Genomic DNA, 12206 nt, shown 5'->3' on the forward strand with positions numbered 1-12206 from the left:
GAAAAGACGCCATATCGGATAGAAAGAAAAACTTTGTCGTGAAGGGCATGAGAAACCTCACCAGACTACGCTCGCTTCAGGCGCTGGAGGCCTCCGCCCGGCATGGCAGCTTCGTCGGGGCGGCCACCGAACTCGACGTCACGCCGCCGGCCGTCGGTCAGCTTGTCCGCTCGCTCGAGGATTGGGTCGGATATCCATTGTTCCGGAGAAGCCGCTCCGGCGCGGAGCGCCTGACGCCGGTCGACGAGGCGCAGGACGCCCTTGAAGACATCGCCCAGGGGCTCGACCTTCTCGAATCCGGCCTTCGGAAGCTGCGCGGCCGCAAGGCCCGCTCGGTCGTGGTGGTGACGGCCTCGCAGGCACTGGTCGCCAACTGGCTCATTTCCCGGCTCGAAGATTTTTCCTCGGCCTATCCCGGCATCGACGTCCGGCTCGACGTTTCGGACCGGGTCATCGATCTCGCCCAGGGCGAGGCGGATATCGGTATCAGATGCGGCCTCGGTTCCTGGAAGGGCGTGCGGTCCACCTTCCTGATGGGCGAGGAGATCATCGCCGTCTGCCATAACCGGCTCCTGCCTGCCGATCGCGACGCGACCGCAGGATGGATCGCCGAGCAGACGCTGATCCACGACGGAACGCCGCATCCCGGCGGCGACTTTCCGAGCTGGGGCGAGTGGCTTGCCCGATCCGGCGCCAATCAGGCGCCCGCCGACGGCGGCCTGAAGATCAACTCGACCGCCGCCGTCATCCACGCGGCGGTCGCGGCAAGAGGGGTCGCCCTCGTGCGCAAGGCGCTCGTGGCGCAGGAATTGGACAGCGGCCGATTGGTGCATCTGCTGCCGGAGGTTCGCTGGCCGGTCAAATGGGCCTATTATATCGTGGCCGCGCCGAAGGCTCTGCGGCGGCATGAAGTCGCCGCGTTTCACGACTGGCTGGCAGGACGCTCCCTGCAGCGGTGATCGCGGGCGGCCGATGCCGCCCGCTATTCCAGCATCACGACGGCTTCGACTTCGAAGAGCATGGGGTCGATGGCGAGCTTGGGCACGGGGATCAGCGTCTGCGCCGGCAATGCGTCGCCGAACATCTCCTTGACGTTCCTGGTCAGCACCTCGAGCTTGGACATGTCGTGATCGACCACGAAGACCGTGAGTTTGGCGACCTGATCCGGCCTTGCGCCAAGCGCATCGAGGGCGGCGCTGAGGTTTGCGTAGGCCTGCTTCACCTGTACCGCGAATTCGGGCGACAAGGCTCCGGTACTGTCCTGGCCGCCCTGTCCGGAGATGTAGGCCAGCCGCGTCTGGCGAGGCACGATGACCGCGGTGCTGTAGCCGTTCGGCGTCGGGTCGTAGAGGGTCTGCGGATTGACGATGGTCAGCTTGCGATCATCCGCGTTCGCCGTCGTCATGCTTTGAATTCCTGTCGTCATGATGATGATGCCTCCAATGAGCAGATGCTTGATTGCGCGTGACATGGTTTCCCCTGCAGGATCGAATTGACTCGTACGATGTACGACTGGATGGCATCGTACATCGTACGAGTCAACTGTTCGGGATCGACATTCCCCAAGTCTCGGCTTAAATCGGCATAGTGATCGGCAGGGAAGACGGATGGCAGCCAAACGCAGCGGCGCGCAGAGCAGACGGCCTCGAGGAAAGGCTGCGTCATCGCGGTCCGCGCAGGCGTCCCGCAATGATCCGGCCCTGTCTCTGGAACGGATCGTGGCGACCGCGGTCGAACTGCTGGATGCAGAGGGCGTCGACGGATTGACGATGCGCCGGCTCGCCGATCGTCTGGGTTCAGGCGCGATGAGCCTCTATTGGCATGTCGAAAACAAGGAGAAAGTCTTCGACCTGGCGCTCGACTCGGTGCTCGAATATCGAGTGCCCGAGCCGGCCGGGTCTCGGGACTGGCGCGGGGAAGTCGTCCATATGCTTGAGGACTGGCGCGCCAACATGCTGCGCCATCCCTGGTCGGCATCGCTGCTGCCGCGCCAGGCGCTCGGTCCGAACATCCTCGCTCGCCTGGAGCGGCTGAACAAGATCCTGTCCGGCGCCGGTGTCGCCGAGGCCGATTTGAACGTGGCGATATGGTCGCTCTGGAACTATGTGATCGGCGCTACCGTCACCCGGGCGAATTTCGATCTTTCGGAGGAGGACCGGGCGGCGGCGCAAGAGCGCCTTGCAGGCCTCGGCGAACGCTATCCGGCACTCGAACGCTCTCGTCTGCTGCTCGATGACGATTGGGACGGCGCTTTCCGGAAAGGCCTCGACTTCCTGCTCGACGGCCTCGCTCCGAGATAACGAGCATCCGCGCAGTGTGACGCGCCGGCCATCAGCAATTATCGGTGGCAAGGAACACAAAGGCTTAGTAACGTAAGCCCGCTGCAATCGCCCAAATTGCCTCCATTCGACCAGCTTCAGCCTTTTGCAGCGATCTTCCGGGTTCGGACGGCGCGGAGACGAGGACCATGAGTGAAACGCGGCGCAAGCTGACGACGATCTTCTGTGCTGACGTGCAGGATTATACACGGCTGATGGGCGCCGACGAGGAGGGGACGCTGGCGACGCTGAAACGCTGCCGGGAGGCGATGGGGCACTTGATCGAAAGCCATGGCGGCCGGGTCGTCAACACCTGGGGCGACGGGCTGATCGCCGATTTTCCGAGCGTGGTCGAGGCGGTGCGCGCCGCCGTCGATACCCAGAACGAACTTGCCGGCTTCAATGCCCGCCGCCCGAGCGACGGGCGCATGCTCTTCCGCATCGGCATCAATCTCGGCGATGTGATCGTCGAAGGCGACGACATCTACGGCGACGGCGTCAACATCGCCGCGCGGCTGCAGACGTCGGCAGCGCCCGGCGGCATCGTCATTTCGAGCACCGTCTACGACCAGGTGCGCAACAAGGTGGCTGTCGGTTTCGAGTTTCTCGGGCCGCTGATCGTCAAGAATGTCGAAGAGGGCGTGCCGAGCTATGCGGTCAGGATCGGCGGCGGGGGCGAGGAGGCGGCGCCTGCCGAAAGACCGGCTGCCCGGCCGCAGCCCGTCGCCGCCGCTGCCGTGGCGGATGCGGCAAGGCCGGTTCCCGGCAAACGACGGCTGTTTGCCGTGCTCGGCGTCATCGCCGCCGTGCTGATCGGCATCAATCTCCTGTCGTGGCAGGGCGTTTTCTGGGCGCGTTTCCCCGTGCTGGTGCTCGCCGTCGTCGCGGCGCTCGTCTGGAATCGCGAGCAGAGCCGGTTCGACCGCAAGATCGCTGCCTTCGCGATCGTGGCGCTCGGCATTGTCGGCATCAACCTGTTCACCTGGGAGGGCCGCTTCTGGGCGGTCTGGCCGATGCTGGGGCTGGCGGCGGCCGCCGGCCTGCGGTGGTCATTGCGCCGCTAGACCCGTCATCGGTTTTTGCCGCGCAATCTTGCCTCGAAATCGGCCGCGTCAAGACGTTTTCCAGCTTCGTTCAAGCAAAAGTGAGCGCCCGGGTTATTTCCATTCTTTGCTGATATTACAAATCGGTAATGCCGGGTGCTTATGCTTGCCGTTAAGCTGTAAACGCGCGATATTGTCGCATCAGCAGGGAATCTTTTTCCCTGGGGATCCGGACCCTTGGGGGACCTCGATCCCGCAGCGCCTCTTTCGACCGACCCTGGTCCAACCTCGAGTCCCTCCGGAGACGTGAATGGCCTTTTGGAAGCAGTTTATACTTTCGCTCGTCGTCATCATTGCCGGCTTTGCCGCATGGGTTTTCTTTGTGCCGGGTGCCGGCGATACGATGCGCGCTGCAGGCATTCCGGAGAGCCTCGTTTCCAAGATCGCGCCCAAGACTGCTGAAACGGCCGATGCCGACGCTCCCGTCCGGGCGGAAGGGCAGCAGCGCGGGCAAGGCCAGGGGCAGGGGCAGAACCGCCGTGGCGGCGGGCGCAACGGCGCCGTTCTCATCGCCACCGAAGCCGTCGTCCAGGGCGTCGTCAACGACAGGCTGAACGCCATCGGCACGGGGGATGCGATCCGCTCGGTCGCGGTGACGCCGCAGGCAACGGGCACGATCCGGGAAATCCTCATCAAGTCAGGCGACAGGGTGAAAGCCGGCCAGGTGCTCGCCAAGCTCGACAGCGAGGAGCAGGTGATCGCCCGCGGCCAGGCGGATGTGGCGGTCAGGGCCGCGGTCGAGAAATCCAACCTCTATCACAACATCAAGTCCAGCGTGTCGCGCATGGACGTCTTCGATTCCGAGATCGCCGAACAGGGCGCCCGGCTGCAGTTACAGGCGGCCGAACTCAATCTCGCCCGGCGCAACATCACGGCGCCGATCGACGGCATCGTCGGCATCGTGCCGGTCAATATCGGCGACAACGTCACGACCACCACGCCGATCGTTACCCTCGACGACCGTTCGGAAATCCTCGTCGATTTCTGGGTGCCGGAGCGCTTCTCCAATACGGTCGCGGTCGGCCAGCCGGTCGAGGCCATGTCGGTGGCAAAGCCGGGGCAGGTGTTCTCGGGCGTGATCGAGGCCGTCGACAACCGCATCGATGCGGAGAGCCGCACGCTGCGCCTGCGCGCCCGGATCGACAACTCGTCGGACGAGCTGCGCGCCGGCATGTCCTTCAGCGTCAGCATGAAATTCCCCGGCGACAAATATCCGGCGGTCGATCCGCAGTCCGTGCAGTGGGATTCGCAAGGCTCCTTCGTCTGGCAGGTGATCGACGACAAGTCGCACAAGGTGCGGGTCAGCGTCGTGCAGCGCAACCCCGATTTCATTCTCGTCAAGGCCGACCTCAAGGATGGCGACAAGATCGTCACGCAGGGCCTGCAGCGCCTGCGTGAGGGCGGGGCGGTGCGCGTTTCCGCCGATGTCGCTGCGAATGCGGAGGTCGCGACCCAATGAGCGTGACCGAGATTCATCAGGGCGGATCGTCGGGCAAGCAGAGCTTCACCGCGCTTTTCGTTCGCCGGCCGATCCTGGCGCTGGTGTTCAACACGCTGATGGTCGTCGCCGGTCTTGCGGCCTATGTCGGCGTCGAGGTGCGCGAGCTGCCGGATGTCGACCGCCCCGTCGTCACCGTGCGCACCACCTTCGACGGCGCATCGCCGCAGACGATCGACCAGGAATTGACCAAGGTGATCGAGGGCGCGGTCGCCCGCGTCAGCGGCCTGAAGTCGATCTCGTCGACCTCGTCCTTCGGCCAGAGCCGGGTGACGCTCGAATTTTCCGATGCGATCGATCTCGCGGTCGCCGCCAACGACGTGCGCGACGCGATCGGCCGCATCACCCAGAACCTGCCCGACGAGGCGGATGCGCCGCAGATCGTCAAGGCGGATTCGGATTCCTCGGCGATCATGCGCCTTGCCGTCACCTCCACCAACCTCAACATGGACGACCTGACGCAGCTCGTCGAGAACGAGGTGATCGACCGGCTGGCCTCCGTCGACGGCGTGGCCGATGTCGAGGAATATGGCGACCAGGAGAAGGTCTTCCGCGTCGATGTCGATCAGGGCGCGCTGGCGAGCCGCGGGCTCACCATCGGCGACCTGACGAAGGCGCTGGACAATGCCGCGCTCGACGTGCCGGCCGGCTCGCTGAAGAGCGCGACGCAGGATATCGTCGTGCGCGCCACCGCCAACCTGCAGACGCCGGCCGATTTTTCCAACGTCATGCTGCAGGACCGGGTCCGGCTGGGCGACGTCGCGACGGTGACGCTTGGGCCGCGCGACGGCGACACGACGCTGCGCTCCAACGGCAAGCCCGGCATCGGCCTCGGCATCATCCGCCAGGCGCAGTCGAACACGCTGAATATCTCGACCGGCATCAAGGCCGCCGTCGAGCAGCTGTCGAAGACGCTGCCCGAGGGAACGACGATCGCCATCACCAGCGACGACGCCGTGTTCATCCAGGGCGCGATCCATGAGGTGGTGCTGGCGCTGGTGCTCGCCGCCGTCATCGTCACCGCCGTCATCTATCTCTTCCTGCGCGACTGGCGTGCGACGCTGATCCCGGCGGTCAGCATGCCGGTGGCGCTGATCGGCACCTTGGCGGCGATCTACATGGTCGGCTTCTCGATCAACATCCTGACGCTGCTTGCCATCGTGCTGGCGACCGGCCTCGTCGTCGACGACGCGATCGTGGTGCTCGAAAACATCGTGCGCCGGCGCGCCGAGGGCATGGGGCCGCGGGCGGCCGCCGTGCTCGGCACGCGCGAGGTGTTCTTCGCCGTCATCGCGACGACCGCGACGCTGGCGGCGGTGTTCATCCCGCTCTCCTTCCTGCCGGGGCAGGTCGGCGGCCTCTTCCGCGAATTCGGCTTCGTGCTCGCCTTCTCGGTCGGGCTGTCGTCGATCGTGGCGCTGACGCTCTGCCCGATGCTTGCCTCGCGCATGCTGACGAAGCCGATGATCGAGGATCACGGCGCGCTCGGCCGCTTCGGCGGCGCGCTCGCCCGTCTCTACAAATGGGCGCTGCACGGCTGCCTGAACGCGCCTTTCGTCGTCATCCTGTTTTCGGTGATCTTCGCCGGCGCCGCGCTCATCGCCTTCTCCACCGTCAAGAGCGAGCTGACGCCCGAGGAGGACCGGTCGCTGGTGATGATGCGGCTGACGACGCCGCAGGGATCGAGCCTCGAATATACGCGCGACAAGATGCAGCTCGTCGAGGAATATCTGCAGCCGCTGGTCGACAGCGGCGACATCCGCAACGTCTTCTCGATTTCCGGCCAGGGCGGCTCGCTGAACAGCGGCTTCATGGTGCTGACGCTCGCTCCCTGGGGCGAACGCCAGCGGACGCAGGCGGAGATCGTCGCCGACATCAATCAGGCGGCGGCGAGGGTGCCGGCGCTGCGCGGCAACGCCATCTCCTCCAACAGCCTGCGCATCCGCGGCGCCGGCAGCGGCGTGCAGATGGCGCTTGTTGGTAACGATCACGAGGCGCTGACGGCGGCTGCCGCCAAGCTGGTTCAGGCGCTTGAGGCCACCGGCCAATATGATACGCCGCGCCTGACCAACGAGCCGAGCCAGGCGCAGGTGTCGGTGGCGATCGACCGCGAGCGCGCCTCCGACCTCGGCATCGACATTACCGGGCTTTCGACGGCGATCCAGTCGCTGCTCGAAGGGCGATCGGTGGTCGATGTCTTCGTCGACGGCGAATCCTATCCCGTGCTTCTGACCTCGACGACGCGGCCGATCGATGATCCCACAGACCTCGAAAACGTCTTCCTGAAGACCGGCGACGGCAAGATCGTGCCGATGTCGGTCATCGCCACGATGAAGGAGGGCTCGGTCGCGCCGCAGCTGAACCGCGAGCAGCAGCTCGCCTCGGTCGCGATCACCGCCGGGCTCAAGGACAACATGTCACTCGGCGACGCGGTCAAGCAGGTCACCGAACTCGCCGAGCCGCTGCTGCCGCCGGGCGCGCGCCTGCTGCCGCTGGCCGAAGCCGCGACGCTGGAAGAGAACTCGAACGGCATGGCGCTGACCTTCGGCTTCGCCATCGTCATCATCTTCCTGGTGCTGGCGGCGCAGTTCGAAAGCGTGCTGTCGTCGCTGATCATCATGTCGACGGTGCCGCTCGGCCTTGCCTGCGCCGTCTTCGCGCTGATCATCACCGGCTCCAGCCTCAACATCTACAGCCAGATCGGTCTCGTTCTGCTCGTCGGCGTCATGGCGAAGAACGGCATCCTGATCGTCGAATTCGCCAATCAGCTGCGTGACAGGGGCGAGGACGTGCGCTCCTCGATCGAGAAGGCCTGCGCGCTGCGCCTGCGCCCCGTGATGATGACGATGATCGCCACCATTCTCGGCGGCGTGCCGCTGGTCTTTGCCCATGGCGCCGGTGCGGAAGCGCGCGTGGCGCTCGGCTGGGTGATCGTCGGTGGCCTCGGCTTCGCCACGCTGGTGACGCTGTTCATCACGCCGGTCGCCTATCTCCTGCTTGCCCGCTTCGCCAAGCCGCACGCCCATGAGGAAGCGCGTCTGCACGAGGAAATGTCGGTTGCCACGCGCCCCCGGCCGGCGCCCGACGAGGAGCAGCTGCAGGCCGCCGAATAGGCCTCCATCCCGCATCGAACGCGCCGCCGGATTCGCATCCGGCGGCGCTTCTTATGGTGTATGAAGTCTTGGGAAATAAGATAAATTTCGTCTGAAGATTAGCCGTTTGTTAAGTATAAGCGGCAATGATCGTGACCAGGAACCGACTGGTCTTCTTCGTTTTTTTGAAGGCTGCATGCGCTGGAACACAGCGACCCCGGACATGAGTGTCTGCGCGGAAGGTTCATTCCTGTTCAGTTGCGTTCTGTTGTGTTTTTGGAGTTTAGTTCCCGTGAGTATTTATCAGCGCGTCTCCGTGGATGCGGCGCTCTATGTGCTGCGCGATATCAATCGCAACATGACGGTCACGCAGAACCACATCACGACGGGCATGCGTGTCGCCAAAGCGGCCGACAACGCCGTCTACTGGTCGATCGCCACCACCGCCCGCACCGACAACAAGGCCGTTTCGGCCATTCAGGACGCGCTCGGCATGGCGGCTGCGACGATGGGCACGGCCTATACCGGCGTCCAGAACGTCATCGACGTCGTCTCCGAGATCAAGGCCAAGCTTGTCGCCGCCACCGAGGAGGGGGTCGACAAGACCAAGATCAACGAAGAGCTCAAGCAGTTGCAGGAGCAGCTGCGCAGCGTGTCGGAATCGGCGACCTTCAACAGCGACAACTGGGTGATCCTCAACAATGACGCGACGCCGACGCAGCCGCGTCAGATCCCGGCTTCCTTCATCCGCAATGCCGACGGCACCGTCTCGATCGGCATGCTGAGCTACCATATCGACAATACGCCGGTCGGGGCCACGACCTCCAAGGATGCGCGCTACCTGATCGACGACCGCGCCACCGGCTCGGGCGAATACGGCGTGCTGACCTCGTCCTATTTCGCCACCGAGCTCGGGGCCGCGCAGAACTACGTGCTGATGACCAGCAAGAACGGCACCACCACCGGCCAGGTCGTCATTTCGCTGTCGGCCGCCACGACGAAAGGGCAGATCGGTGAGATGATCAGCGTCGTCGATGCGGCGCTGACGCAGCTGACGACAGTCGGCTCGGCCTTCGGCGCGCTGGAAAAACGCATCGAACTGCAGAACGATTTCGCCACCAAGCTCCACGACAACATCACCGCCGGCATCGGCCGGCTGGTCGATGCCGACATGGAGGAGGAGTCGAGCAGGCTCCGGGCGCTGCAGACGCAGCAACAGCTCGGCCTGCAATCACTGAACATCGCCAATGCGACTTATGACACGGTCAGGCAGCTGTTTCAGAATTTCTAAGAAACCGTTTGAAATGGGTTGAGTGGTGCAGGATTGCCTGTTCAAGCTCGCGCGTTGATACGAACGAGCCTTGATCGCACGATTGTCCCACCCAACTGTATGTTAAGAAAGCGATGGACGCGATTTCTTCTATGGAAAAGCAGCCTTCAGGCAGGGTCATCGATCAGCGTATCCGCAATCGGATTATGGAAGCCGTTGAGATATTAGCCGAGGGAGACGATGGAGTGCGCCGCGCATGGCCTGTCGAATACTTCGAAAACTTCTATGATTGGGTTCCTCACCGTGCCCACGGCGAAATGCAGTCTAACAGTGCCATCACACGTGATGAGCGCACTCTGCTGCTGGAGGTAAGCAGCATTCTTGATGAAGCTTGCGATGCCACGCCGGGGAACATCAATGCTTACGAGCTTATCGCAACAGGCTGGCCAAGTCGCATACAGCCCGTCGCGACGAAAGCCCTCAATCTCATGCGCAAGCGTGGTCGGCTCAGTGAAGAGGAGGAAGAGGATCCTCGATCGGCATGATGCATCTCGGTACGTTTGCAAAGGATTTTAATGCGGCGGTCATCCAGCCGCCCGCTCTCATGCGGCTGCTCGTTGTGCTCACGAGGGCGTAGCTAACTGCGCTTTGCTTAAAACTGGTGATATCAGCGCATTGCTGCAACATCACCGTTGTTTCGGCGCCTGAAATTCCCCTATCAAGAGAATATTTTCATTTTCTTGCCGCAATCCTTGCCATTTGCTCGCAGCAGCTTCGAACGGAGACCGTCCTGTCCATGATCAAGAAATTCATACTTCTGGCTGTCGCAGCAAGCTATCTCAGCGCCTGCACGACGACCGACCCCTATACTGGTGAGCAGAAGGTTTCCAATACGGCGGGCGGCGCGGCGCTCGGTGCGCTCGGCGGCGCTCTCGTCGGTGTGGCCGTCGGCGGCGGCGGGCATGGCAAGCGCAATGCGGCGCTGATCGGCGCCGGTATCGGCGCGCTCGCCGGCGGTGCGATCGGCAACTACATGGACCAGCAGGAAGCGGAGCTTCGCGCACAGCTCGAAGGCACCGGCATTTCGGTGACCCGCAACGGCGACAACATCATTCTCAATATGCCCTCGAACATCACCTTCGACGTCGATCAGGATGCGGTGAAGCCGGGCTTCTATCCGACGCTGAATTCGGTGGCGATCGTGCTGCGCAAGTTCAACCGCACGCTGATCGACGTCAACGGCCATACGGATTCGACCGGCAGCCTGCAGCATAACCAGGATCTGTCGCAGCGCCGCGCGCTTTCGGTTGCCGATTATCTCGGCGGCCAGGGCATCGACCAGCGCCGCGTCTCCGCCGTCGGCTTCGGCCCGTCCCAGCCGGTCGCCTCCAATGCAAGCGAGGCCGGCCGCGCCCAGAACCGCCGCGTCGAAATCCAGATCGCGCCGATCACGCAGGGCTGAGCCCCGTCTCGCAGCGTTTGCGGATAGACCGGGCCATGCCCGGCCTTTTTCGTCAATGCTGCATCGTCGCGCCCTTGGTGATCTTGTCGACGATCTTCTTTTCGGCGCGCAGCGCGATGCCGACGACCTTGGCATCGTCGGGTGCGAATTCGGCGAAGACGGCGCGGTTGGCGGCATCGTGGCCGGTCGCGAACATCTCCTCGATGAAGAGCGAAGCGGTGACATCGCGCTCCAGCGATCGGCGATGGATGGCCGACATCACCGCCTCGTCGGCGGAGAGCACAATGATCGGCTGGATCGATAGCGGGTTGTAGAGATTGCCGGCGCGATCCTTATAAGGTTCGCCGATGATTTCGGGGTGGCCGCCGGCGATGCCCGTCATGAGGAAGGCGGTGACGTTGAGCTTCTGCCAGCCGGCAAGATTGTTTCGCAGGACGACGGCAATTTTGGTATCAAACATCGGACGGTCTTTCACCTATATCAGGGTTATGGAGTATCGGGCGCCTTGAGCCAGGATCTACATCCGCAGGTCTTCGAAGGTCTTGAACGTTTGTGCACGGGACCATCCGGCAACGGCATCCTGACGGCGCCCGCCTTTCCCGGCATCGAGCGCATCGAGGCGCAATTCTCCGGCAATGCCTTCGAGCCGCACCGGCACGATACCTATGCGCTCGGCGTGACGCTGAAGGGGGTGCAGACCTTCCGCTATCGCGGCGAGCGGCGCTTCAGCCTGCCGGGGCAGGTGATCGTGCTGCATCCCGACGAGGAGCATGACGGCGGAGCGGGGACCGAGGACGGGCTGCAATACCGCATGCTCTATCTGGAGCCGGCGCTGCTGCTTGAATGCCTGGAGGCGGACGGTGTCGGCCTGCCTTTCGTCAGCGAGCCCGTTATCGGCGATCCTGCGCTCGCCGGCGTGCTGCTGGCCGCCCTTGGCGAACTCGACCGCGAGCTGGACGAGCTTTTCGTCGACGATTTCGTCTCAAGGGTGACGGGTGGGCTCTCCCGGCACGCACGTCTTCCGCGCCGGCCGCTCGGCGGCGTGGCCTGGCGGCAGGCCCGGGCGGCGCGGGATTATCTCGAAGCGCATGCGACGCGGGCGGTACGCTCCGGCGAGCTGGAGGCGGTGACGGGGCTCGACCGTTTCGCGCTGTCGCGGCATTTCCGGGCCGCCTTCGCCACCAGCCCGCACCGTTATCTCCTGATGCGGCGGTTGCAGCAGGCCCGTGCGATGATCGGCGCGGGTGAGGGCATTTCGGATGCGGCGGCGGCGACCGGCTTTGCCGACCAGAGCCACCTCAACCGCCATTTCAAGAAGGCCTATGGGATGACGCCCGGGCAGTGGTCAGCACTCGTTCATGGCAACAGAACATCGCAGGAGCTGAGAAAACAAATGTCGCTTTAGTCGGGATTTTGCGGCCAGGCTTATTGGCTGGTCGCCTCTTCCCGAATTTTCAGAATGC

At 63.8% G+C, this 12206-nt stretch carries 11 protein-coding genes; 9 read left to right on the forward strand and 2 right to left on the reverse strand.

What is annotated here, in order from left to right; all coding sequences use genetic code 11:
* The first annotated feature begins 47 nt into the window (after window positions 1–47).
* Window positions 48–959 (forward strand): LysR substrate-binding domain-containing protein, encoded by a 912-nt coding sequence (locus tag CO670_RS19835; protein WP_097591834.1) that lies wholly within the window; start codon window positions 48–50, stop codon window positions 957–959.
* Between the two features lie 23 nt (window positions 960–982).
* Here CO670_RS19835 and CO670_RS19840 read toward each other — a convergent pair whose 3' ends face one another.
* A complete protein-coding gene (locus CO670_RS19840; protein ID WP_097591824.1) occupies window positions 983–1471 on the reverse strand; it encodes a RidA family protein in 489 nt (162 codons plus the stop codon).
* Between the two features lie 136 nt (window positions 1472–1607).
* Between CO670_RS19840 and CO670_RS19845 the strand changes: the two genes are divergently transcribed.
* The 7 genes from CO670_RS19845 (at window position 1608) to CO670_RS19875 (ending at window position 10743) form a co-directional block, all read left to right on the forward strand.
* Entirely contained in the window at window positions 1608–2300 is a 693-nt protein-coding gene (locus CO670_RS19845) for a TetR/AcrR family transcriptional regulator C-terminal domain-containing protein (protein ID WP_097591825.1), read from the forward strand.
* Window positions 2301–2467: 167 nt separating this feature from the next.
* Entirely contained in the window at window positions 2468–3382 is a 915-nt protein-coding gene (locus CO670_RS19850) for an adenylate/guanylate cyclase domain-containing protein (protein WP_097591826.1), read from the forward strand.
* 289 nt (window positions 3383–3671) lie between these two features.
* A complete protein-coding gene (locus CO670_RS19855) occupies window positions 3672–4880 on the forward strand; it encodes an efflux RND transporter periplasmic adaptor subunit (protein WP_097591827.1) in 1209 nt (402 codons plus the stop codon).
* Window positions 4877–8032 carry an efflux RND transporter permease subunit gene (locus CO670_RS19860; protein WP_097591828.1) on the forward strand — a complete coding sequence of 1052 codons (3156 nt, stop codon included), beginning with the start codon at window positions 4877–4879 and terminating at the stop codon, window positions 8030–8032. Before CO670_RS19855 ends, CO670_RS19860 begins: the two co-directional genes overlap by 4 nt.
* Before the next feature lie 271 nt (window positions 8033–8303).
* Complete coding sequence (locus CO670_RS19865) at window positions 8304–9302, forward strand: flagellin (RefSeq protein ID WP_097591829.1); 999 nt, start codon at window positions 8304–8306, stop codon at window positions 9300–9302.
* 113 nt (window positions 9303–9415) lie between these two features.
* Window positions 9416–9826, forward strand: coding sequence for a hypothetical protein (locus tag CO670_RS19870; RefSeq protein WP_245425906.1), 411 nt, complete (start codon window positions 9416–9418; stop codon window positions 9824–9826).
* A gap of 251 nt (window positions 9827–10077) precedes the next feature.
* Window positions 10078–10743: an OmpA family protein gene (locus tag CO670_RS19875; RefSeq protein ID WP_004673336.1), complete on the forward strand. Its 666-nt coding sequence runs from the start codon at window positions 10078–10080 to the stop codon at window positions 10741–10743.
* Between the two features lie 52 nt (window positions 10744–10795).
* Here CO670_RS19875 and CO670_RS19880 read toward each other — a convergent pair whose 3' ends face one another.
* Entirely contained in the window at window positions 10796–11203 is a 408-nt protein-coding gene (locus tag CO670_RS19880) for a DUF2000 family protein (protein ID WP_097591830.1), read from the reverse strand.
* Window positions 11204–11248: 45 nt separating this feature from the next.
* Between CO670_RS19880 and CO670_RS19885 the strand changes: the two genes are divergently transcribed.
* Complete coding sequence (locus tag CO670_RS19885) at window positions 11249–12148, forward strand: AraC family transcriptional regulator (RefSeq protein WP_097591831.1); 900 nt, start codon at window positions 11249–11251, stop codon at window positions 12146–12148.
* Window positions 12149–12206: the final 58 nt, after the last annotated feature.

It is taken from the genome of Rhizobium sp. J15, from assembly GCF_002531825.1.
Taxonomy (GTDB): Bacteria; Pseudomonadota; Alphaproteobacteria; order Rhizobiales; family Rhizobiaceae; genus Rhizobium.

What these genes read in the sequence shown, in the direction of transcription:
- CO670_RS19870 (WP_245425906.1), top strand. Translation starts at nt 9,416, where the DNA reads ATGGACGCGATTTCTTCTATGGAAAAGCAGCCTTCAGGCAGGGTCATC.
- CO670_RS19875 (WP_004673336.1), top strand. Translation starts at nt 10,078, where the DNA reads ATGATCAAGAAATTCATACTTCTGGCTGTCGCAGCAAGCTATCTCAGC.
- CO670_RS19835 (WP_097591834.1), top strand. Translation starts at nt 48, where the DNA reads ATGAGAAACCTCACCAGACTACGCTCGCTTCAGGCGCTGGAGGCCTCC.
- CO670_RS19850 (WP_097591826.1), top strand. Translation starts at nt 2,468, where the DNA reads ATGAGTGAAACGCGGCGCAAGCTGACGACGATCTTCTGTGCTGACGTG.
- CO670_RS19860 (WP_097591828.1), top strand. Translation starts at nt 4,877, where the DNA reads ATGAGCGTGACCGAGATTCATCAGGGCGGATCGTCGGGCAAGCAGAGC.
- CO670_RS19880 (WP_097591830.1), bottom strand. Translation starts at nt 11,203, where the DNA reads ATGTTTGATACCAAAATTGCCGTCGTCCTGCGAAACAATCTTGCCGGC.
- CO670_RS19845 (WP_097591825.1), top strand. Translation starts at nt 1,608, where the DNA reads ATGGCAGCCAAACGCAGCGGCGCGCAGAGCAGACGGCCTCGAGGAAAG.
- CO670_RS19840 (WP_097591824.1), bottom strand. Translation starts at nt 1,471, where the DNA reads ATGTCACGCGCAATCAAGCATCTGCTCATTGGAGGCATCATCATCATG.
- CO670_RS19855 (WP_097591827.1), top strand. Translation starts at nt 3,672, where the DNA reads ATGGCCTTTTGGAAGCAGTTTATACTTTCGCTCGTCGTCATCATTGCC.